Source organism: Mucilaginibacter agri (assembly GCF_009928685.1).
GTDB classification, from domain to species: domain Bacteria; phylum Bacteroidota; class Bacteroidia; order Sphingobacteriales; family Sphingobacteriaceae; genus Mucilaginibacter; species Mucilaginibacter agri.
In genome coordinates this window covers 464765-486934 of record NZ_WWEO01000042.1, presented here as the reverse complement: position 1 = coordinate 486934, position 22170 = coordinate 464765, and the positions used below count along the sequence as shown (strand labels likewise).

General features: G+C 42.2%; 20 protein-coding genes. 4 read left to right on the top strand and 16 right to left on the bottom strand.

All coding sequences use genetic code 11. The features are described 5' to 3' along the window. The first annotated feature begins 62 nt into the window (after positions 1–62). On the top strand, positions 63–1238 hold the full coding sequence (locus tag GSY63_RS12050) for a hypothetical protein (protein ID WP_166586051.1): 1176 nt from the start codon (positions 63–65) through the stop codon (positions 1236–1238). Between the two features lie 53 nt (positions 1239–1291). On the opposite strand, the gene GSY63_RS12045 is transcribed toward GSY63_RS12050, so the two are convergent. The 6 genes from GSY63_RS12045 to GSY63_RS12020 all read right to left on the bottom strand — a co-directional run bounded on the left by GSY63_RS12045 (position 1292) and on the right by GSY63_RS12020 (position 8581). After that, entirely contained in the window at positions 1292–1897 is a 606-nt protein-coding gene (locus GSY63_RS12045; RefSeq protein ID WP_166586050.1) for a DUF4199 domain-containing protein, read from the bottom strand. A gap of 21 nt (positions 1898–1918) precedes the next feature. Then, complete coding sequence (locus GSY63_RS12040; RefSeq protein WP_166586049.1) at positions 1919–2584, bottom strand: hypothetical protein; 666 nt, start codon at positions 2582–2584, stop codon at positions 1919–1921. A gap of 31 nt (positions 2585–2615) precedes the next feature. Continuing rightward, positions 2616–3239, bottom strand: a complete 624-nt coding sequence (locus GSY63_RS12035) for a hypothetical protein (protein WP_166586048.1) — start codon at positions 3237–3239, stop codon at positions 2616–2618. A 2-nt stretch (positions 3240–3241) separates the two neighbouring features. Then, positions 3242–4495, bottom strand: coding sequence for a dihydroorotase (locus tag GSY63_RS12030; protein ID WP_166586047.1), 1254 nt, complete (start codon positions 4493–4495; stop codon positions 3242–3244). A 46-nt stretch (positions 4496–4541) separates the two neighbouring features. Further along, complete coding sequence (locus GSY63_RS12025) at positions 4542–6581, bottom strand: BatA domain-containing protein (RefSeq protein ID WP_166586046.1); 2040 nt, start codon at positions 6579–6581, stop codon at positions 4542–4544. A gap of 62 nt (positions 6582–6643) precedes the next feature. Then, the gene (locus tag GSY63_RS12020) at positions 6644–8581 is read right to left on the bottom strand and encodes a tetratricopeptide repeat-containing sensor histidine kinase (protein WP_166586045.1); all 1938 of its coding nucleotides are present in this window, start codon (positions 8579–8581) and stop codon (positions 6644–6646) included. 114 nt (positions 8582–8695) lie between these two features. Between GSY63_RS12020 and GSY63_RS12015 the strand changes: the two genes are divergently transcribed. After that, complete coding sequence (locus GSY63_RS12015) at positions 8696–9418, top strand: DUF72 domain-containing protein (protein ID WP_166586044.1); 723 nt, start codon at positions 8696–8698, stop codon at positions 9416–9418. Between the two features lie 70 nt (positions 9419–9488). On the opposite strand, the gene GSY63_RS12010 is transcribed toward GSY63_RS12015, so the two are convergent. Together GSY63_RS12010 and GSY63_RS12005 are read right to left on the bottom strand one after the other, a co-directional pair. After that, complete coding sequence (locus GSY63_RS12010) at positions 9489–10244, bottom strand: hypothetical protein (protein WP_166586043.1); 756 nt, start codon at positions 10242–10244, stop codon at positions 9489–9491. A 27-nt stretch (positions 10245–10271) separates the two neighbouring features. Beyond that, positions 10272–12599 carry a family 20 glycosylhydrolase gene (locus GSY63_RS12005; RefSeq protein ID WP_166586042.1) on the bottom strand — a complete coding sequence of 776 codons (2328 nt, stop codon included), beginning with the start codon at positions 12597–12599 and terminating at the stop codon, positions 10272–10274. A gap of 162 nt (positions 12600–12761) precedes the next feature. On the opposite strand from GSY63_RS12005, the gene GSY63_RS12000 reads away from it, so the two are divergent. Continuing rightward, positions 12762–13142: a VOC family protein gene (locus GSY63_RS12000; RefSeq protein WP_166586041.1), complete on the top strand. Its 381-nt coding sequence runs from the start codon at positions 12762–12764 to the stop codon at positions 13140–13142. 102 nt (positions 13143–13244) lie between these two features. Here the strand turns inward: GSY63_RS12000 and GSY63_RS11995 are convergent, their stop codons facing one another. The 4 genes from GSY63_RS11995 to GSY63_RS11980 form a co-directional block, all read right to left on the bottom strand. Then, complete coding sequence (locus tag GSY63_RS11995) at positions 13245–13568, bottom strand: hypothetical protein (RefSeq protein WP_166586040.1); 324 nt, start codon at positions 13566–13568, stop codon at positions 13245–13247. Then, on the bottom strand, positions 13552–14529 hold the full coding sequence (trxB, locus tag GSY63_RS11990) for a thioredoxin-disulfide reductase (RefSeq protein ID WP_166586039.1): 978 nt from the start codon (positions 14527–14529) through the stop codon (positions 13552–13554). The genes GSY63_RS11995 and trxB overlap by 17 nt, the downstream gene beginning before the upstream one ends. 176 nt (positions 14530–14705) lie before the next feature. Then, positions 14706–15881 (bottom strand): dipeptidase, encoded by a 1176-nt coding sequence (locus tag GSY63_RS11985; RefSeq protein WP_166586038.1) that lies wholly within the window; start codon positions 15879–15881, stop codon positions 14706–14708. A gap of 230 nt (positions 15882–16111) precedes the next feature. After that, entirely contained in the window at positions 16112–16507 is a 396-nt protein-coding gene (locus GSY63_RS11980; RefSeq protein ID WP_166586037.1) for a helix-turn-helix domain-containing protein, read from the bottom strand. Between the two features lie 107 nt (positions 16508–16614). On the opposite strand from GSY63_RS11980, the gene GSY63_RS11975 reads away from it, so the two are divergent. Continuing rightward, positions 16615–16911 (top strand): hypothetical protein, encoded by a 297-nt coding sequence (locus tag GSY63_RS11975; RefSeq protein WP_166586036.1) that lies wholly within the window; start codon positions 16615–16617, stop codon positions 16909–16911. Between the two features lie 141 nt (positions 16912–17052). Here the strand turns inward: GSY63_RS11975 and GSY63_RS11970 are convergent, their stop codons facing one another. The 4 genes from GSY63_RS11970 to GSY63_RS11955 all read right to left on the bottom strand — a co-directional run bounded on the left by GSY63_RS11970 (position 17053) and on the right by GSY63_RS11955 (position 22057). Further along, a complete protein-coding gene (locus GSY63_RS11970; RefSeq protein ID WP_166586035.1) occupies positions 17053–17637 on the bottom strand; it encodes an LOG family protein in 585 nt (194 codons plus the stop codon). A gap of 101 nt (positions 17638–17738) precedes the next feature. Continuing rightward, positions 17739–19205 (bottom strand): IMP dehydrogenase, encoded by a 1467-nt coding sequence (gene guaB, locus GSY63_RS11965; protein WP_166586034.1) that lies wholly within the window; start codon positions 19203–19205, stop codon positions 17739–17741. Between the two features lie 297 nt (positions 19206–19502). Beyond that, positions 19503–20783: a M16 family metallopeptidase gene (locus GSY63_RS11960; RefSeq protein ID WP_317168563.1), complete on the bottom strand. Its 1281-nt coding sequence runs from the start codon at positions 20781–20783 to the stop codon at positions 19503–19505. A gap of 5 nt (positions 20784–20788) precedes the next feature. Beyond that, entirely contained in the window at positions 20789–22057 is a 1269-nt protein-coding gene (locus GSY63_RS11955) for a M16 family metallopeptidase (RefSeq protein ID WP_166586033.1), read from the bottom strand. Positions 22058–22170: the final 113 nt, after the last annotated feature.

Below are 22170 nucleotides of genomic sequence, written 5' to 3'. Positions count from 1 at the left end.
AATCTATAGAATTGTATCGTAAATATGCCGGAATACGCTTTCTGTTAATAAACACACCTATAATGAAAGACCTTAATGATGTTGCTTTTATCCGTTTATTTAAAGAGGCTTGCCAAAAATGCTTTGGCTACCCACTTACAGCCCCCCTATCCGAAACAGAAAGCAAACATTTAGGTAACCAGATATTAGAAGCCACAGGTTTAGTTATTGGTGCCAAAAGCTTGAAAAACTATTCGATACATGTGGTGAGTGATGGTTTGACACGAACGGAGAATCCCTCTGTTGCAACGCTTGATACGCTGGCGAGGTACGTGTTGAATGCTCCCTACACGAACGAAATCCGCCGAAAAGACCAGGAGGGGCACTTCCCTTTTTGGTTTCAATACAAGGGAGGGTTCGCAATACCGTCAGAAAAAGTGAGGCAGAAGAGACCCTTCCCCATAAAAAACCTGCTTATTATAAGCGGCATTATCATCTTTGTTGCCGTTGGTATGCTTTTGATGATCCATACATTCCACAAAGCGTCTGCGGTTTTTTATAAAGATAACTTCCATGTGGTAAACGAGAGCGTGTTGACCAAAGATGGCTGGATAATTAAAGATAAAGACACTACCTGGTGGGCCAAACGTAGCAAAAAGATCGGCCAACTAACCCTCTACACCCTTCGTGGAGACAACTGGGCCGACTCGGCCAATAAGCCCGCCATTAAAAACCTCTTGATCCGTAAGCTGACCTCAGATTGCTTCGTTACCGAAATACATTTGGAGAACTTTGTTCCATTGCAAAACTGGCAGCAAGCCGGGATATTGTTGCTAGAGGATAGCACTTTAAACAGTAAAAGTATGCGCATGTCTATCGCCTATAACGATTACTTTGGAGGATACCATAAGCCGAACGAAATTATTATTCAAGCTATTACCTCCAACAGCGACGACCTTACCAAACCCGAGGAAATTGTGCATTTGCCGGTGCTGGCTTTCGAGAAAGGTAAAACAGAACTGGTAGCCAGAAACATGCTCCAGTCGGCCTTGAAGATCATTAAAAACGGCAATCACTTTAGGTTGTTGTACTCGGCAGGTGCCCGTAATAATTTTGCCTACAAAGAAGCATTGAGCAAAGATCTTGATTTTGAGCCAAAGTATGTCGGGATTTTTGCCCTACAGGGTTTTGTTGATAAACCGCAGCCTATACCGGCACCATTCAAGTTTTTTAGTGTAACAGATATTCCCTGTAACTAAAAAGAACCGGTTATTGTAATAACCAGTCCTTATAAATATCATATTTGGTTCTCTTAAACCGTAGGGTCGGCAGGTGCCTGATAATCGTCGGTTAAATACCGGGGTTGCTCCTTTTTAAAGATAGCAGCAAATATCATCGCCACAACAAAAATCATAATGATTGAGATACCGAAGTGCGCAATAACCTTGGTTGGAGTATCTTCCTTCTGCTCATCAAATTGCTTCTGGATCTTCTCCATCTGTTCATCTATCTTCTCCTGATCAACATTCTTCTCTTCCATAATCTTAGCCGAAGCATTTTTCACAGCCTCTTGGGTCTTCTCAACCATTTGTGGCTCAATTACTTTGGCAAATAATAGATTTGTACCTACATAGTTAACAGCATAGCTTACCAAAAACATTACAAAAAAGCCTGTTACCGCTTGTTTGAAATTCCAATATCCCCCTATTTTCTTACGCAGGTCGATGGCAAAAAATACGGCAACAACGATAGGAATGGTAACCGAAAAAATAAGCGGACCGAACGACACCATGTAGGGCGATGACGCCATGGTGGTAACATAATAGAACGAAAAAATAGTCATCACTATTACGATAACACCGAGTAGCAATCCGCTCATGGCGGCCTTTTTCCTGATATCCTTATCCGAAATTGTCATAAATTTATTAGGGTTTAGTGTTTATTTAAAGGTATCTAATATAGCATAAGCAGCTGAATCAAAAGCTATATCAACTGCATTTGCCTTAAAATCTTCGGGTGAGCTTTCGCCATTTTGCACATCCTGAAAAAATACCATCATCGGGTAAAACAGTTCTTTCAACTCCGACTCGATATCAATTTCCAGCGCTACGCGTTTAATCTCGCTTACCGGGCTTTCTATAAGAATCTGATTGGCTATTACGGGTTCGTAAATACGATATTCGTCTTGAAACTCATCTTCATCAACCAACAAAAATTCTTTCAGATAGTCTTCTAATGATGGCTCAATTTCTTCGTCCTGGCACTCATTAAGGTACAATAGCAGGTTAAGCATTTCGGTACCACGCTCCAGCGTTTGCTCTTCAATGTCTTCCCATTCTTCGGTTTCCAGATAATCTTCTTCCAGTTTCTTCACGTCTTCGCTAAAGAAATTGATCATCAGCATATCGAAGAACACCTCACGAAGAGGTTCCAGTTGCGGCATATCGTCAAATACGGCATCCACATCATCCACCTTGGTCAAAAAGTCTTTATCCGAAGAAAAAGCTTCGTCAAACCGAGCTTCGGCCGTAGCCTCTACCGGTTGGTATTTGTTAAACGCCTGCAAAGCAGCGCGAATAGCCGCATGTATTTTTGGATCTGTCATCTCAATAGGTTTTATATAAAACTATAAAGTATTAATGATTTTGCTGTTGTTTATTTATTATTTGATAAGCCTCAGTTACTAAAGCTGTCATTTTAGAATTATTAGCTCTTAATTTACCAACTATACTATCATAGCTTTTTTTCCTGTAATCGGTATCTTCTATATCTAAATAAAACTTCCAGAAAGATATTGTATCGCTATCTGTATAGGTATTTAGTAGTCTAATTATAGTTGCAAACTTATCTATAGTAAAGGTTTGCAAATTATTTTGAAAATATCCTACTGCGTCTGCGTCCCATTTTCCATTCAAAGAAATTCCAACAAATTTTGTTGCTTTTTTTTCCGAATCAACACATGCTAAATTAAATAACTTATCAATGTGCAACTTTGCTACATTATACAAGGGAGCGGCACCTTTTTTATCATCATATCCATATATCGTGCACAAATCCTCAAATGTGGATGGAAAATTCTTGAAGAATTGTTTTTGATAATTTATAGAATCTGAATGCTTGTGAACAAATGCTTTGTCATAAGCTATTTCTAAATAATGAGTTTTTTGCGTGTTATTAGTGATTATTTTGATTTGACCTTTCGATTTAACGGTGATTAAACCCATAGTTAAAAATAACGCTCCCGCAAAAGCTTTAATCATTTTTATGATTTAAATAGTTGGTTATTGTTACAGGTTAACAACACTTGTCCCCTTAACGTTTGACCAATAAATGGCGAATTATATGATTTAGATAGATTATTGTCTTTGGTGTATTCCCAATCTTGCTGCAAATCAACTACTGTAAAGTTGGCGTAAGCATCTTCTGCTACGCAAATTAAAGGGGTTCCGATAATTTTACGCGGGTTAACAGATAGTTTCTCGGCGATCATCTCGATTGACAATCCTGCCTTTAAAGCCAGCGAGAATGCGGTTTGTAGACCGATGATGCCGTATTCTGCAATCTCGAACTCTACGTTTTTGTATTCCACCTCATGTGGCGTATGCTGGGTTACAATAGCATCAATGGTGCCATCTTTTAAGCCGGCTATCAGCGCGTCAACATCCTTCTGGATACGCAACGGCGGTTTCACTTTATAAAGGCTGTCGAAGCCCATAAGGGCATCGTCTGTTAAGACTAAGTGGTGTGCAGCCACATCGCACGTAACCTTAAGGCCGCGCGCGCGCGCCTGCCTGATCAGATCTACCGATCTCCAGGTTGATATTGTTGAGAAATGTATAGGCGAATTGGTGTATTCTGATAAGTAGAGATCACGTGCCACCATCAATTCCTCGGCCAGCGAAGGGATGCCTTTCATGCCCAACAATGTGCTTACTTCGCCTTCATTAACCTTGGCTTTGCCGGCTATAGCTGTATCTTCCGGGTACGAGAATATGAGTGCATTGAATCCATGTGCGTAAAGTAAGGCACGTTCCATCAGGCCAGCATCTTGTACAGGATGATTACCGTCTGTAAAAGCACGGGCACCGCTTTGGTACATGTCGTACATTTCGGCCATATCTTTACCTTCGCGTTTGTATGAAATAGCACCAAGGGGCACTACGTCAACCAAACTACCCTTCGATTTATTAACCAGGTATTCTACCTCGGCTTTAGAGTGTACAGGTTTTGCCGTGTTTGGCATTAGCGCCAAACCTGTAAAGCCTCCGGCAGCCGCTGCGGCGGTACCGCTGTGTAAATCTTCCTTAGTTTCGTAACCCAGCTCGCCAATGTTGCAATTCAGATCGAAAAAGCCAGGCAACAAGTATTTACCCGTGGCATCAAAACTTTCGGCATCTGATGTAAGATTGGCCCCAATTTCGGTTATCACACCGTTTTCAATTAAAATATCGGTAACCTGCAGATGAAAGGGAGAGTTTGGGTCAACAATGGTAGCAGATTTGATGAGCAAATTCATGAATGTTGATTTGTAAACCAGTAGTGTAATATGACCTTTCTTTGCTTTAGGAAACCACAGTTTTGACCGGTTTATAAAACCTTACCAACAGTATTTCGGCCGCCAGAAAAATCAATGCCAAAAGTATGCAAAGTTTCCATAATTGTATACCAAAATTTGTTTCGGCGAGCATGGTTTTTATCGACGCACTTCCGGGTGTCAATACAACGCTCTTTTTAGGGAGTAAGTTTTGCAGCTGGCTTTTGGTTAAATAATGAAGATCAGACTCCGACCGGCTGTTGTTAAACGCCAGCCATTGCACTACGCTATCCTGCTTCATCAATCGGTAATGACCGGGATTTTTCAATTGATCTGATAGGTAAAGCAGTGTACTTCCCCCCTCCCTGCGCACGTCGGGAATAATCTTTTGATTGCCCTGCGTTAGTGTTAATATTTCATTTGGCCCTAATTGAATGGGAGCTGTTTCTATAGATTCACTGTTACCCAAGGTATAATATAAAGCTTGGTCGTGCCCGCTCAGCAAGGCAATCCTCAGCATGGTGGTAACAAATAACGCGTGTCGAGGCAGGTTGCTGAATGTCTCGTCCAACGGAACAGCGCTTACATAAACCTTACCCTGTCCGGCTTTAAACTGTTCCCAAAAAGGTTGCCCGTTTGTTAGGGTAAGCAATTTTTCGCCACCCGAGGCCAAATTGCTGTTCAACTGGTAATAGACCTTTACCGATGGCAGATCGGGGTTCTGCGGCATATTTTCGAACGTATTACGGTAAACCTGCGCTTTGAGGTTGATACCGGAGACCTTCGTTGTTTCTTTAATTAACTTCTCGGGGAAAGCAGCATTTAATGATTGCAATAAAGATTGATAGCTTGCCAAATCAGCATCAGCAGCCGGGAATACGGTTAGCGTCCCACCCCTTTCTACATAAGCCTTCAATTGCTGCGCCAGGCCGCCAGAAATAGTTTTATTATTACTCAAAGTAACTAACGGGTATTGTGTTAAGGCGCTGTAATCAACATGACCATCGGTGGTTTGCGTTACTTTAAAAAATGCATCGCTGCCAAAAGCGGCGCTAAGGTATGGGTCGGGCTTATCTCCGCTTACCAGCAACACGGGCATTTGCGCTTGTACAAAAAAGCTAAAATAAAACTGATTGTCGAAGGTTACCGGATTATCTTGTAATTGCAACTCTGCGCGCTGCCAGCCTGCCTGCAAACCCGAAAAGGATAAAGTGTCGGTTAAGCTGGCTCCTGCACCAAGTGTATAACTGCCCAACGCCTTTTGCGAATCATTAATTAATAACTTAAGAGGGATGTTAGCGGCCTTCTCGTCTGCGTAGTTGTGTAGCTTGACCACCAATTTTTCGTTTTCGCCAGGGCGATGTATGGCACTGAGCAGCCACACGCTATCTACGGCGATATTAGGTAATGTATTGGCTTTAAGCTGTATAAAGTTAATTGTAACGCCTGTATCGATAACCGGCTTGCTGTTGCCCATATTCTGCTGAAAATCGGAGACTACAAACACTGCGCTATTTGTCCCCACACTATGCGTTAGGCTTTGCTGCCTGTTGATAATAGCCTGAAGGTTGCGACTTTGTGCACTGATGTGTATAGCATCAACCGCATCATTAAACTCATCGCGACTTAATAAAAGCTGATGTTTGCCCTCAAAATCTTGCGTTAATATCTGGAAACGGGTATTTATATCATAGCTCTGGGCAATCTCTTTAGCGCGGGTTTTTGCTTCGTCCAGCAAAGTTCCTTCGCGGCTAAGGGCTTGCATAGAATAGGAATTATCTACAAATATGCTTACAATTTGCCGTTGACCGGGTGTAGCGGATGCTTTGCCTGGAAAATATGGCCTCGCAAATGCGAGAATCAGAAAAGTTAGGGCGAGCAGCCGTGAGGCAAGTATCAGCCGCTCTTTTAAATTACGACCAGAAGCTTGCTGTTGCTGTACCTCTTTTAAAAACTGCACATTACTGAAATATACTTTATGATACCGCCTGAAATTGAACAGGTGTATCACGATGGGTACAATCAGGGTAGCAAGCGCAAATAAAAAAGCGGGATAAACAAACTGCATTTTAAAGATAGCCTCAAAGTCAAATATGCAAAATTGCGGCTTAAATAAGGTAGGTTGATTAATTATTGTTCCTGATGCAGTACGGGTTCGCTAACAATGGCTAAAGCAACAGTAAACACACTACCCTCGCCGTAGCTACTCTCGATAGTAAGGCTACCATTGATCTTTTTGATCAGGTCGCGAATAAGCATTAAGCCCATACCGCTGCCGTCTTCGTCGGCAGTGCCTTTAGATGTGTAATTACTTAACCCTTGTATCCGGCTCAGTGTAGTGGCATTCATGCCTGTGCCATTATCCTTAACAGATATTTTAATCTCCGCGCCCGTTGCTTCGGCTTCAAAAACCACTGCACCATAACGGTTGGTAAATTTTACAGCATTTGAGAGCAGGTTACGGAATATAATCTTCAGTACTTCCAGTTCGGCATATAACTCAAACTCCGGTTCAACCAGGTTAACTGCCTGAATCTCCTTTTTTTGCAAGGATAGTTTTTGTTCTTCTATCAGGCTGCTTATCATATGCCGCAGATTTACTTCCTGTTTAATTATGCGGCCATCATGTACCTGGCTTTTAATCCAATACAATAAATTATCGAGCAAACTAACAGCACGGGTATACTGTGCTTCGAGGTGATGAAACAGATGTCCCGCCTCCTGATTAGATACCAGATTGAGATTTATCAGATCGATAATACTTTTAGTATTGGTAAGAGGGTGCCTTAAATCATGAGATATAATAGATAACAATTTATTTTTCAAGCTATTATCTTCTTCCAATATGGTATTTTGCCCCAATATCTGCTTGTTAAGCCTGTCTAATGAGTTGGCGTGCTCTTTAATCTGCTCATTCTTCTCGTTAAGCTCGGCAGCGTAAAGCTTGGCTTTTTTATAGTTATAGCTAACGGAAAATACCAGCAGCACCACAATGAGCATCACTATAAGAATACACAACAATATGATACTCTTAGTTTGCGACTCCTTTTGTATGCCCGAAATTTCTTGCTGAATGGCCAACTGCCGTTCTTGTTGTTGCTTTAATACTTCTACAAAAAGCACGGCATCATTTCTGTTTGCCTCACTATTAATGCGTTCTACCTCCAGCAGGCGTTGCTGCCATTTGGTAACGGAGGCGAGATCATGCTGTAAATTAGCAGCTTTGACAAGTATTTCGAGCGCCTCCACCATCAATTTATATGCATGTACACTGTCGGCATTTAACTGTGCGGCATTGGCATAGCTAATGGTCTTTTTTAACTGTCTCTGCTTTAAACTTACGTTACTTAAACCAATGTACGATAATGCCTTTCCATATTGATCCTTTGTTAATGTATCAACGCGCAAAGCTTTGTTGTAATAAATAATGGCAGAATCTGCACCATTAATATCGGCATATAGCTCGGCGCGGTTGAAGTATGATTTTTTTTCGCCGTACTGAAACTTTATCCTTTTAGCCTCTGCGCAAGCATCATCATATATTGCTAAAGCTTCCGGATACTTTTTCTGAGCTTCTTTTAGTAAACCCATACGCAGTTTGAGGTTTACGATCTCTATCTGCTTATTTAATCTTTTCAGAATAGCTAAACTCTTGTTCAAGAGATTTTCTGCTTCGTCCATATTACCAAACTTGCGCTGTATGGTGCTAAGGTGTTCCTCAGCGCGGGCGATATTATAAAGGTCATTATTTTGGCGACTCAACTCAATGGCGTGGTTATATAAAACTTGCGCTCTTTTTGAGTACCCTCTTTGATTAAATACTTCCGCCTGATATAAGTAGTTTACTGCAAGCCCTTTTGTATAATTTGTTTTAATACACATTTGCTCCGCATCGGTAAGCATTACCATTGCAGTAGCTATGTTGCTATGTATTTTCTTGTAAGCGTTTTCGTTAAGGGAATCAATGCGGGCCGGGGTTATGACATCAGATTTACTTGCGTGCGCACCTGCCTTAAAATTTAAAAGCAACACAACAGCCAGCCCATAAAGTAAAATTCTCTTAATCATTTATTTAGGCACATTGATTTGTGACCATTAGATAAGCCTTATTACGAATTAACAAAAAAATTGTTTCGAAAGCTAAATCTCAAACAATCTATCCATCATATTATTTATAACATTATGTTACAATGGTATATCGGCTGCTCGGGTTTCTCTTATAAAAGCTGGGCAGGCAAATTTTATCCTGCTGATTTACCTCAGCGCAAGTGGTTTGAATTTTATTGTCAACATTTCAACACGCTCGAGCTCAACGTCACTTTCTATCGCTTTCCTCAATTAAAAACACTGCAGAATTGGTATAACACCAGCCCCGCTGATTTCAGGTTTTCGGTAAAAGCACCGCGAACGATAACGCATTACAAACTGTTTACGGACACTACCGAATTAATAACCGAATTTTATGATGTAATTGATAAAGGCCTAAAAGAGAAACTTGGCCCGGTGTTGTTTCAGCTTCCACCCCGTTTTGCTTACAGCGAGGAACACTTGGAAAGAATTACGAGCAACCTGAATCCATCTTTTAAAAATGTGGTAGAATTACGCAACCCTAGCTGGTGGCGTGATGATGTATATGAAACCTTTGCCAAATACAATATTACTTTTGTCGGCCAAAGTCACCCTAAATTGCCAGACGATTTGATACAAAACACACCCATGGTTTACTATCGTTTTCATGGTGTTCCCGAGTTATATAAGTCGTCTTACTCGACTAAGTTCTTGAAAACTATAGTGGATGGTATTAAACAAAACAACCACACTAAAGAAGCGTGGTTGTATTTTAATAACGATATAGATATGGCAGCTATCGAAAACGTCAGGGAGGTGCAAGAGTTGATAAAATAATTTGTTGATTTGTTAATTTTTCAATTTGCAGTGATCGATTAGCTTATTAGCAAATCGACAAATTAGCTAATTATCCTCTGTGTCTTCTCTTTTTCTTGGTTTCTGTTTTATGTGTAGTCTTCTTTTTAGATGATGTGCTGCTGCCTTCCTTTTTAGGCTCTTCTTTAACCGTGGGTTTATCTGCCACTGCAGCTTTTGAGGCCGATGTAGTATCTGTACTAACCGTGCGCACCGAGAAATTATTGCTGTGTAAGCTATATTCTAATAAACGCTTCTCGCCGGTTGGCTTTGCTGATGTACCACTTCCTTCATAGATTGGAAATTCGCGCATCATCTTGCTGTCTTTGATATAGATATTATCGTTACCGCGATAGCCCTTCCGCTGGTTAACCGTCATGCGGGGAAAATCAATCTTTTGCGACTTATTTCCGTTGTATTCATATACAAACACATTGGTAAAACGTGAGGTATCAATAGATTTAGCCTGAATAATAATCTCGGGATTGCCGTCAACATCCATATCCGCGTTAAGCACGTCCTGGATGGGGCCTTCCAGATCGCCGGTTGTGGTGTCATATTGCTGCTCCGACGAGTCGGACCGTAAGATCATGTAAGCGCCGCCGCCAGCGGCACCGCGCCCCCAGCTTAAAACATCATAATACTTACCGGGTGCCACCTCTATCATTTTGTGATATTTAAAGGGCTCCTCTAATTTTGGCTTAGTCGGCGCAACAGGCACAGAGGTTTGTGCAGTTTTCTGATCCTGACTACAGGATGCAATACCCGCACAGGCCGCAATAAGCAGTAGTACAGTTTTAAAATTCATGTTTGTATGTTGTATAAATCAATTAGCTTAGTTAAACAAATAATCGGAGGTGATGTCCATTTTTATTTTTCCCGGCTGCGTCCAGTAAAGCTGTAATGTACCCATCGCCCACACATCAAAATATTTTACTTTAATGCGGTGATAACCTTTTTGCAGCAATACTTCGCCTCCGCGCTCGAAAATGCTGTGTTTATTATCGTTACTCACTACCAATTGGTCGTCTATCATTAACACCGAACCGTCGTACGATTTTAATGAGAAAATGTACTTACCATCGTTATCAATACGAATATAGCCATCATATATTATTCCGAAGCCACCTTTGTAAGCCTTTTTAAAGTCCGTGGTGTAAAAGCCTTTAGCCACGCCGGTGTCTATGGTGGCTGTAGTGTTCAATTGATCTGTATTGGCGAACGAACCCGACATTACCTGGTATTTAAGACCTGGCTTTGTTGGCTGATAAGCCACAGCCGGCAGCGGGGCTCGATTATACATGGTTCCCTTGGTTACTACGCTACGGCGACCGGAAGGTGCAATCACGATAGTTTGCAGCTGGCGATACTGATCTTGCGGAACATCAACAGTGAGCGGATGTTCGTAAACTTTATCAGTTTCGCGTGGAGTATAATTATCTATACTATAATAAATTTTTGCCCCTTCTACCGGACTTTTCAGGTTAACATTTAATGCCGAACCCATCATAATGCTATCCGGTGCGCCAATAGCAGTGGGCACCCGATAGTTGATGTTATTTTTATCTAACCAGGCCAAATGCTTTGGCAACCGGTTTTGCTGAAAATCATTAAAATCCTTATTCGCTAATGGTGTCCAGGCAACTTCTGCCAATGCCATCATACGTGGTAACAGCATATATTCTAACTTGGCTTCTGTGGCTATGTATTCTGTCCAGATATTGCCTTGCACACCAATAATATACTTCTGCTGATCAGGCGTTAACGCGGCCGGAGTTGGGTTGTAGCTATACGTTTTGGACAAGGGCGCGAAATTTCCAATACCAAAAGGCTCAAGGTCTGATTTACCTTGTGCATGGTCGAAATACAAACCACCGCTGCCCGGTGTCATAATTACGTTGTGATGTTGTTTAGCAGCCTCTATACCGCCAGCTTCGCCACGCCAGCTCATTACGGTAGCATTAGGTGCTAAACCGCCCTCTAAAATTTCGTCCCAACCAATAACACTGCGACCTTTGGAGTTTACAAATTTCTCTATACGCTCTATAAAATAGCTCTGTAAACCGTGCTCATTTTTAAGTTTTAATTTCTTGATGAGATTTTGGCAAAAAGCGGAACGTTGCCAGGCGTCTTTAGGCGTTTCGTCGCCGCCAATATGGATGTATTTCGAGGGGAACAGGTCCATCACTTCGGTTAAAACATCATCTAAAAACGCAAAAGTTTTATCCGACGGGCAAAAAACATCGTGGAAAACGCCCCAGGTTTGCGCTACCTGGTACTGTTTATCAGGGTCGCAGCTAAACTCTGGGTACGCGGCCAAAGCAGCTGTAGCGTGACCCGGCATTTCAATTTCCGGAACTACGTTTATGTATCTTTCGGTAGCATATCTAACTACATCGCGAATTTGATCCTGCGTGTAGAACCCACCATAAGGGGTATTATCATATTGTTGAGGTGTGCGGTCATGATAGTTACCAATTACCGTTTGAGCGCGCTGGCTGCCGATTGAAGTTAGCTTAGGATACTTTTTGATCTCGATGCGCCAGCCCTGATCATCAGTTAAATGCCAGTGGAAGGTATTAAGTTTATAAGCCGCCATCAAATCAATGTATTGTTTGATCATCTCTACCGAGAAAAAATGACGGCAAACATCAAGGTGTAAACCACGGTAGCCAAAACGCGGATAATCTTCTACCGTTAAACAAGGCAGTTCTACACTACCCGAGCGCGTTAAAGGCAAAAGCTGAATCAATGATTGAACTCCATAAAACAAACCTGCCCCCTTACCTGCAACAACAATTTGCTGTGGGGTAATCGTTAGCTTGTAACCTTCGGCAGATAAATTTTCTGTGCCGATTGAAGTTAGTACGATAGTATTAGCTGCAGTGTTATTGCCGGTGTTAGCGATCAGCTGATTACTTAAGGCCCATTTACTTTTAAGATAGTTACTGAAGAATAAAACAGCCTTGTTATTTACAGAATCGGCAATAATGCGGGTTTCCTGACTTAGCACAAAACTACCTGCAGCTTTGGTTAAGCTTACAGGGGCCGGTATTAGCCCGGCGTATCGGTCGGTGGTTTGTGCATTAGCGTTGGTATACAAAGCGGATGATAGTGCAAATGATATTGAAACTATAGATAATAACCGGTTAATTTTTCGCATCAGAGAATTACGTGAGAGTTTTAATTGTCGAGCCGTGAAATTAATAGATTTTTTTACTTACCGCTAAATAAGCCGTGTAAAAAATGGAATACGTTTAACAACGTGTTTGCTTTAAACACAAAAATTGTGCGGTATATTAGTATATGATTTAGAACTGAAGCCATGGAAAAGCCAATCTTCATCCCCATGTTATCTATTAAAAGCGGGACTTTTAATATCGATTTCTATAAAAACGTATTTGGCGCAATTGAGCTGCGGCGATTTAGCAATGATGATGGCAGCATCCATGTTTCAGAATTATCCATTAACGGCAGCATGTTCCGTTTACACGAGGAAGGGATAAACCTCAAAAGCCCATTAGATTTTGGAGTAACAACGGTTGATGTCCATTTAATGGTTAATCATGTTGATAGCCTGATGGCCAAAGCAATCGAATTTGGAGCATCGAATGTTAGCCCGGCAGTAGATTATGAATATGGTTATCGACAGGGAGAATTTACGGATCCGTTTGGACATCGATGGGTAATTGAAAAAGTGATATAGTATTTCGCTTTATTCCCGCCGTCATTGCAAGAGACGGAGCAATCCCCGATTTACAGAGGTTCATGCTATGATTAATGTTAGTCCGCTCATAGCCGCGGGGGCTTAGATACTTTTGGCTTGATCCAAAAGTATCCAAAAAATCAAGACGCAAAAAAGCTCCAGCGCACAAAATCCAATACACGGCCACGCTTTTGCGTCTGGGCCACCGCTCTGCATATTTTCATGAATCTGTCCCCGTGTAGGTCGTATAATATCAGAAAATCGAAAGGCCACATTATCAGGTGGCGTTAGATTTGCGCTATCAGTTACCTGTTTTCTTTTTGTACTCCCTTCTTCACCCAAATGGCAATGATAAGGCACAAAAAAAGCCATTCTTTCGAATGGCTTTTCAAGATTATATTTTAAATGCTTAAACAGCTTTTGCAATAACTTCGGCGTCTTCTGCGTATTCTTTAGCAGCTAAATATCTTTCTGCTTCTAATGCAGCCATACAGCCTGTACCTGCTGCTGTTACTGCCTGACGGTAAACGCTATCTTGCGCATCGCCACAGCAGAAAACACCTTCTACGTTAGTTTGGGTAGTACCTGGTACAGTTTTGATATAGCCTGTTTCGTCCATATCTATAATACCTTTAAAAATATCCGTGTTAGGGTGGTGACCGATAGCCACAAAGAAACCAGTAACGTCGATCACCTTTTCTTCGCCAGTTTTGTTGTTAAGTACCTTTACACCGGTAACTGCCTGACCATCGCCTACAATTTCCTTAGTTTCAGTATTGTAAACAACCTCGATATTTGGAGTAGCCAACACACGGTTCACCATCGCTTTTGAAGCACGGAACTCGTCGCGGCGAACCAGCATGTATACTTTACGGCAAAGTTTAGCCAGGTAAGTTGCTTCTTCGGCAGCGGTATCACCGGCACCTACAAGGGCAACATCTTGTCCTTTAAAGAAGAAGCCATCGCATACAGCACAGGCAGAAACGCCAAAGCCATTATATTTTTGCTCAGACTCTAATCCCAACCATTTTGCAGATGCACCGGTAGAAATAATTACCGTATCAGCCAGGATCGTAACGGTTTCGTCAACTACTACCTTACGTGGGAAGCTTGTAAAATCAACAGAACTCACATAACCAAAACGGATATCAGTGCCAAAACGCTCAGCTTGTTTGCGGAAATCTTCCATCATTTCGGGGCCCATAATTCCTTGCGGGTAACCAGGGAAATTCTCTACATCTGTGGTTTGGGTAAGCTGACCACCGGCTATCATACCGGTATATAAAACGGGTTTAAGATCAGCACGGGCAGCATAAATTGCAGCAGTATATCCGGCGGGACCTGATCCGATGATCAGGCATTTTACGTGTTCAGTATCTTGAGACATTTGATTCTTGAAATAGTATACAAATTTACAATTTATTGGCTAAGCGCCCAAAATAAACCAGTCAGTATATTGTAGTAATTATAATCGGTTGTGGGTTATCAGTTGTCGGTTGCCAGCACTTGGCATGCGTTAACAAGCAATTAAGAACCGACAACTGTTAACAGAAAACAGACAACTTACTTTCCCACATTGGCTCTTAACACCCTTATAAAGTTTCCTCCCAAAATATTCTGAATATCGCGGGTGCTGTAGTGGAGTTTCATCAATTCGGCGGTTACTTTTGGATAATCGGCTACGCTGTCTAAACCTAAGGGGAAAGATTCGGAACCGTCGAAGTCGGAACCAATGCCCACATGGTCGGCGCCTATTAATTTCACCATGTAGTCGATATGCTTGATCAGCAAACTTAGTGGTGGACGCATAGCGTCAGACTCAGCTTTATGTTTTTGACTTACTGCAATGGTAGCCAAATCTCCATCGTGATAGATGTTAAACATCGAGTCGATCTCGGCCTTATGTATAGCCAAAAACGCATTCTGTTTTTTATTATAGGTACTATCTAAGAAACCGCTATAGAAATTCACAAATACCACTCCCCCATTTTTGGCGATAGCTTTTAACTGATCATCTTTTAGGTTACGTTGATGCGGGCACAGTGCATACGCGCAGCTATGCGAAGCGATAACCGGTTTGGTTGAAACTGCCAGGGCGTCATAAAAGGTATGTTCGCCCACATGCGAAACATCCACCATTACACCAAGATCGTTTAAACGATGTATTATTTGCTTACCATAATCGGTAAGGCCGAGGTGCGGCAGCGAATCTGCTTTATAGCGTTCCTGATAAGCTGATGTTGCCCAAGGCGTGCTGTTGTTCCAGGTAAGGGTTAAATATCGCATACCGCGTTTGGCAAGGCTGTCGATATAATCAATCCGGTTCTCTATCATGTGGCCGCCTTCTACGCCAATAAGGGCGGCAAGCTTTTGTTTTCGTACCGCTGCAGCCAAATCATGCGCGTTGTTTACTAATTGCATGCGATCGGGATTGCGGGCAATCAGCGCATAAAGAGAATCTATTTCGCGGTTAGCCATAGCATAAGCTTTCCCCGGTCCATAATCGGAGCCACACCAGATAGAAAAAACCTGTACATCCAAACCGCCCCGTTTAGCACGTACCAGATCGAAATTACCTGTAGTTTGGAGTTTTCCCAAATCGGCATGGGTGATCAGCTGGTTGGTAAGGGCATCGTTATGGGTATCAACCAATATGGCGCGCTGATGTAATAGCAGCGTATCCTGAGCATTTACACGAAAAAAAGAAACGAGGAGTAGCAGGAAAAACAGTTTTTTCATGCCTCCAATATAGGGAATTGTTGATTGTTTTATAATTAATCAGGAAAGCACCGAAATGCAATCATTTAAAATAAAAGTTAAATAATTATTGTACATTGTAACAAACAATCACCAGCATGATCATCTTAACAATTATTTATTTATGCAAACGATATGAGGTTTGGGAGAGAGTTAAGGCGATTATCCTTTTCAAGAAAACGGGCATAGCTGCCGCGTGAACAGCGCAAAAGCTATTTTTTGCTTAGTAGTTCGATGATCTTATTTTTATCAGCTATCTGACTTTCCAACAATTCTATTTGCCGTTTAAGGCCTTCCCGCTCGGTAATGTACAAGCCCTCGGCTTCGGTAGTGTACACCTCGGGTCTCCATACAAAGCCTTTTGAATTTGGCGGAGGGACAAACTCTTCGAAAAAAATATTAACCGGCAAATTCAATACCTCGGCTATCTTCTTAAGCGTTTTCACCTTCATGCTGTCCGTAGAGAGCATTTTATAAAAACCTGCTTCAGTCATATCAATGGCCGCAGCAAGGTCGCACAGGGTCATTCTTTGATGCTTAGCATGCTGACGAATATTGACCTCTATCCTGGCGAAAAAAATATCATCCTGATTGTCAGCGTTATACATCAATTTAATATAAAAAAGTTAGGGTTTATTGGTCTATTACTTAACTTTACTTTTGTATGTAAAAGCAAAACTTTGCTTAAACATAGAAAATTTTTACTAAAAAAAAGATGCCTAAACCAGTTTTTAAGTACTGCATTAACGAACTGCTAAACAAATTAACCGTTAACGATTACCGCAAAGCAATACTTATTTTACCCCAACTGCTTAATATCAGCCAGAAAACCTTTAATAATTATCGGAAAATTAAGTTTGATGATAAGCAGGATATCCCTCACGAAAAGGTAGTTCTGCTAGAAAAGTTATTTGATATTAAACCGGGCGAACTTCAGAATTTCAACTTCGAAATTGAACCAATTTTCAGCATTAGCAATAACGTTGTTGAGGCTGTAAAGGTGGAAAGGTAGAATCCAAAATCGTCATGCTATCCCGATAGTCATTAGGATCGGCGACTCAAATGATTAGTGTACAGTTTGGTTAATAACCTGCCCGGTGGGGTGCTGAAACAAGTTCAGCATGACGGGCCGTATATAACCTATACACTAAGCCTAAATCAGATTTCTGTCTTTAAACCATACCTCATCGGGTTCGGCTTTGAAGGTATCCATTAGGTTAACCAGTTCTATCGCGTCTGTAGAGGTGATCACCAATTCGCGGTTTATAGGTTTCAGAAATTTCTGTTCAACCATCACGTCCATTTGTTTTAGCAGGAAATCGTAAAAGCCGTTTACGTTTAAAATGCCAATTGGCTTTCTGTGTAAGCCAAGCTGCAACCAGGTTAACACTTCAAAAAATTCTTCGAGGGTGCCGAAGCCGCCGGGCAACATGATTATGCCGTCGCAGAGGTCATTCATCATCTGCTTGCGCTGATGCATGTTTTCCACTACATGCAATTCGGTTATGCCGGTATGGCCAACCTCTTTATTCATCAAAAACTCCGGGATCACACCAATAGCCTTCCCACCACGATCAAGAATTGCGTTGGCCAGCAAACCCATAACACCTACCCTGCCACCGCCAAATACCAGGTTCATATTACGGCTCACCATAACCTCGGCTAATTGATCAATAGCAGCACTTAGAACAGGGTCGCCATTAAAGTTGGCACCACAGAATACGCAAATGGATTTCATGTTATCGGTTGATTAGGTTGATTAGGTTGATTAAGTTGGAGTGATGCAAAGTTATTATCGTTTCAAAAACTTAATCAAATCCAACCTAATCAACCATAAACTTATCGTGTGTAGTTTGGAGATTCTTTAGTAATAGTTATATCGTGCGGGTGTGATTCGCGCATGCCGGCTGCTGTGATGCGTACAAATTTGGCATCCTGCAGATCAGCAATATTGGTAGAACCGCAGTAGTGCATACCGGCGCGTAAACCACCAACATATTGGTAAATTACTTCAGCCAGGGTACCTTTGTACGGCACTCGACCTACAATACCTTCGGGTACTAATTTAGTAACAACGTCTGTTTCATCCTGAAAGTAACGGTCTTTAGAACCTTGCTCCATTGCATCAACGGAACCCATACCGCGGTATGATTTAAATTTACGGCCTTCGTAAATAATGGTTTCGCCTGGCGATTCTTCTACACCTGCAAACAGTGAACCTGCCATAATAGAGCTTGCACCGGCTGCAATGGCTTTTACGATATCGCCGGTTTGTTTAATACCACCATCGGCAATAACCGGGATGCCTGTGCCTTTAAGAGCTTGTGCACATTCATATACGGCATATAATTGAGGCACACCTACACCAGCCACAATACGGGTGGTACAGATAGAACCTGGGCCAATACCCACTTTAACGGCATCGGCACCTGCGTCGGCAAGAGCACGAGCTGCGTCGGCAGTGGCAATGTTACCAGCTATAACCTGCAGGTTAGGAAACAATTGTTTGGTAGCCTTAACCATATCGATCACACCTTTAGAGTGGCCGTGAGCGGTATCGACGGTAATAACATCTACACCTGCAGCAACGAGAGCCTTAACACGATCAAGATTATCGCCAGATACACCAACGGCAGCACCTACGCGAAGGCGGCCATGCTCGTCTTTACAAGCTTTAGGGTAATTTTTAAACTTCTGGATATCTTTAAAGGTTATAAGGCCTACCAGCTTGTTATCTTTATTTACAACAGGTAGTTTTTCTATCTTGTAGTTCTGTAGTATTTCCTCTGCCTGTAAAAGCGTAGTACCTTCGGGAGCAGTGATGAGGTTAGTAACCGTCATTACTTCACGAACAGGCTTATTCATTTCTTTCTGGAAACGCAGGTCGCGGTTAGTAATGATACCTACCAAAACGTTGTCGGCACTTATAACCGGGATACCACCTACGCGGTATTCTCTCATTATTTTAACAGCGTCAGAAACAAGAGCGTCTTCGTGAAGGGTAATCGGATCCTGGATCATCCCGCTTTCCGAACGCTTTACACGGCGAACTTCTTCGGCTTGTGCCTGTATGCTCATGTTTTTGTGCAGTATACCAATACCACCCGCCTGTGCAATAGCAATAGCCAGTTGCGAACCGGTAACGGTGTCCATTGCTGCAGAAACAATAGGCACATTAATTTTAATAGTGCGGGTTAAATAAGAGCTGGTGTCAACGTCGCGGGGTAAAACTTCAGAGTATGCCGGTACAAGCAATACGTCATCGTATGTTAAACCTTCGGCGATAAATTTTGAGGAGTCGAGCATGGCAAATAGGGTTATTTGCCGGGCAAAGGTAGCAATTATTTTGGATTTTAGAAACCCTCTTGTCGAATTTGAGGCTTAATGCAATTATATAGCATTAAGATTACAATTTGTTAATGACCTCACCCCAGCCCTCTCCAAAGGAGAGGGAGTCGAAGTGATCGTTATGAACAAAACGTCATTACGAGGTACGAAGCAATCACAGACTTAGAGCCGCTCTGCTTATTGGGGCTTGCTTCGCACCGTAATGACGTGCTGGAGAGTCAATCCGAAATCGAACATCCGAACTCCGAAATTCTTTTAATACTTCCCTACTATCACTTTATACATTTTATCAAAGTCTAGGTATTTATTGGCAAGATCTAAAACATCCTGCGGCGTAATGGCTTTAACAACGTTGGTGTAGCGGTCGTAATAAGCATAATCGAGGTCCGAGAAATATACGTTCTTAAATTTATCGGCATGCGAAAACACATTTTCCAGGCTACCCAAAAGCGAACCCAACATATAGTTACGCACCAGGTCAAGTTCTTCCTGGGGCACCAATTCGGTTTTCAGGCGATTGATCTCTTTCTCAATTTCGCTTAAAGCGTCGCGACAAACGTCGGCACCTACTTCTGTTGCAATAAACAGCGCACCACCATGCTTAAGTGCACTCATACCCGATCCGATGCCGTAGGTATAGCCTTTGTCCTCGCGGATATTGGCCATTAACCTCGAACCAAAATAACCTCCCAAAATGGTGTTAAGCACTTGTAATGCCGGAAAATCCGGGTGTGAACGATTAATGCTTCGGGTACCTATGCGGATGGCCGATTGTAAGGCTTCGGGCTTTTCGATAAAATAGAAAAGCTCGTTGGATGATTTTACAGCCGGTTGGCTTATGTCTGCGGATTCGGGACCATTAGCCCAGCTGGCGCCGAAAGCATCCGTAACCAGGTTTAAAACCTCGTCGTCGATTTTTCCGGCTAAAAATATATCACAGTTTGATGGTTGATACATTTGCTTAAAATGCGCCAGCATATCAGCTCGTTGAAGTTGCTGATAATCGGCACCATCGCCTGCAAACCCGTACAACGATTCACCGTAAATCGCTTTATTAAATGTGCGACGTGCTACCACGTCATTTTTCTGCAAGCTAACCTGCAACTTTTGTTGCTGGTTACGAATATAGGTTTGCAGTTCACTTTCCGGAAATACAGAATCGGTAATAATATCTTTAATAACCGGCAAAGTACTGGCGAGGTGCTTGCTTAAGCTATATAGCGTTACAACAGAATTATCATAACCATATTCTGCTTGCAAAAACGCGCCATAATAATCTATCTTATCGGCAATTTGCGAGGCTGTTAAGGTACTGGTGCCTTCGGTTAGCATAGTTATAACCGCACTATTCAGCAATGGTCTATCTGCGTTAAAACGCACGTTGCCAAACACCCATTCTATGCGCACCAGATCCTGCTCGCCCGAATTAAAATAATACAGGTTACTGCCATTCGGCAATTTGATATGCTTAGGCTCAACTAACTTAATATGTTCAATTGCACCAAAATGTGGTGCCAGAGTTCTGTCTAACATCATACTGGTTATTCAGTTTCTTCTATTTCTTCAGTCGCAGGTTGGGCAGCAAGGTATACCAAAGTCGACGAATTTCCTTTGCGGAATATCCGGTTTGCCTGCTCTTTAATCTGCTCTGCAGTAATTTGCAAATATTTATCAGCTTCGTGGTTCAGGGCTTCGGCATCACCAAGCAACTCGTAATATGCAAGGTTCATGGCCTTATCCAGCAAAGACATTTCAGAGAACATCAATGTAGATTCGGTTTTATTTTTCACCTTGGTTAGCTCGTCTTCGGGCACTTCTGTTTGCTTCAAAAGCTCCAGTTGCTGCCAGATCGCTTCTTCAGCTTGATCAATACTAACACCCTCGGTCGGCTTACCTTCTACCACAAACATCCCCGTATCGAAGCTTCCAGTCATGTATGCATGAATATCGCTAAATAGTTGCTGGTCTTTTACCAAACTACGGTATAAGCGCGATGAATTGCCACGCGACAATACATCACCCATCAGATCTACTGCGTAGTAGCCATCCTCCAATCTGCCAGGCGCCTGGAAAGCGATATACACGTCGTTTAACGGCACATTGGCTGTCACCGTTTCGCGGCGGGCTTGATGCTGTTCAGGTTCTTGCGGAAGGTTGCGTACATATTTTTCGCCCGCAGGTATCGGTCCAAACCATTTTTCGGCCAGTGCTTTGATATCTTCCGTTTTTACATCGCCCCCAACTACCATAATAGCATTTTGAGGATTATAGTGCTTTTTAAAGAAAGCCTTTACATCTTCAATGCTAGCGTTTTCGATGTGCGAAAGCTCTTTGCCAATAGTTGCCCAGCGGTACGGATGCTGTTTATAAACCATTGGGCGTAAATGCAGCCAAACATCGCCATAAGGCTGATTGAGGTAGCGCTGCTTAAACTCCTCCATTACTACGTTGCGTTGTACCTCGAGGCTTTTTTCGCTAAAAGCCAGGCTTAGCATGCGATCACTTTCGAGCCAGAATGCCGTCTCCAGATTCACAGCAGGCAGCGTAATGTAATAGTTGGTGATATCGTTACTGGTAAAGGCGTTATTTTCTCCACCCACGCGCTGTAAAGGCTCGTCGTAAGTGGGTATATTTACAGAACCACCAAACATCAGATGCTCAAATAAATGGGCAAAACCGGTTTGTGATTCGTCTTCATCACGGGCGCCAACATCATATAAAATGTTAACTACCGCCATTGGGGTTGTATTATCTTCGTGTACGAGTACGCGGAGGCCGTTATCTAAAGTAAAACGGTTAAATTTAACCATGTATTAATCTATTATGTATTGGGCAAATGTATAATTTTTAGATTAAACAAGTTTACACCACAACCGTCAAGTGTTCACAATCGCCCGATTTGCGTAACCTGTAAAAAAAATGT

Excerpts from the sequence above, each read along its gene's own strand:
- GSY63_RS12050 (WP_166586051.1), top strand. The coding sequence starts at position 63 with ATGAAAGACCTTAATGATGTTGCTTTTATCCGTTTATTTAAAGAGGCT.
- GSY63_RS12045 (WP_166586050.1), bottom strand. The coding sequence starts at position 1,897 with ATGACAATTTCGGATAAGGATATCAGGAAAAAGGCCGCCATGAGCGGA.
- GSY63_RS12040 (WP_166586049.1), bottom strand. The coding sequence starts at position 2,584 with ATGACAGATCCAAAAATACATGCGGCTATTCGCGCTGCTTTGCAGGCG.
- GSY63_RS12035 (WP_166586048.1), bottom strand. The coding sequence starts at position 3,239 with ATGATTAAAGCTTTTGCGGGAGCGTTATTTTTAACTATGGGTTTAATC.
- GSY63_RS12030 (WP_166586047.1), bottom strand. The coding sequence starts at position 4,495 with ATGAATTTGCTCATCAAATCTGCTACCATTGTTGACCCAAACTCTCCC.
- GSY63_RS12025 (WP_166586046.1), bottom strand. The coding sequence starts at position 6,581 with ATGCAGTTTGTTTATCCCGCTTTTTTATTTGCGCTTGCTACCCTGATT.
- GSY63_RS12020 (WP_166586045.1), bottom strand. The coding sequence starts at position 8,581 with ATGATTAAGAGAATTTTACTTTATGGGCTGGCTGTTGTGTTGCTTTTA.
- GSY63_RS12015 (WP_166586044.1), top strand. The coding sequence starts at position 8,696 with ATGTTACAATGGTATATCGGCTGCTCGGGTTTCTCTTATAAAAGCTGG.
- GSY63_RS12010 (WP_166586043.1), bottom strand. The coding sequence starts at position 10,244 with ATGAATTTTAAAACTGTACTACTGCTTATTGCGGCCTGTGCGGGTATT.
- GSY63_RS12005 (WP_166586042.1), bottom strand. The coding sequence starts at position 12,599 with ATGCGAAAAATTAACCGGTTATTATCTATAGTTTCAATATCATTTGCA.
- GSY63_RS12000 (WP_166586041.1), top strand. The coding sequence starts at position 12,762 with ATGGAAAAGCCAATCTTCATCCCCATGTTATCTATTAAAAGCGGGACT.
- trxB (WP_166586039.1), bottom strand. The coding sequence starts at position 14,529 with ATGTCTCAAGATACTGAACACGTAAAATGCCTGATCATCGGATCAGGT.
- GSY63_RS11985 (WP_166586038.1), bottom strand. The coding sequence starts at position 15,881 with ATGAAAAAACTGTTTTTCCTGCTACTCCTCGTTTCTTTTTTTCGTGTA.
- GSY63_RS11980 (WP_166586037.1), bottom strand. The coding sequence starts at position 16,507 with ATGTATAACGCTGACAATCAGGATGATATTTTTTTCGCCAGGATAGAG.
- GSY63_RS11975 (WP_166586036.1), top strand. The coding sequence starts at position 16,615 with ATGCCTAAACCAGTTTTTAAGTACTGCATTAACGAACTGCTAAACAAA.
- GSY63_RS11970 (WP_166586035.1), bottom strand. The coding sequence starts at position 17,637 with ATGAAATCCATTTGCGTATTCTGTGGTGCCAACTTTAATGGCGACCCT.
- guaB (WP_166586034.1), bottom strand. The coding sequence starts at position 19,205 with ATGCTCGACTCCTCAAAATTTATCGCCGAAGGTTTAACATACGATGAC.
- GSY63_RS11960 (WP_317168563.1), bottom strand. The coding sequence starts at position 20,783 with ATGATGTTAGACAGAACTCTGGCACCACATTTTGGTGCAATTGAACAT.
- GSY63_RS11955 (WP_166586033.1), bottom strand. The coding sequence starts at position 22,057 with ATGGTTAAATTTAACCGTTTTACTTTAGATAACGGCCTCCGCGTACTC.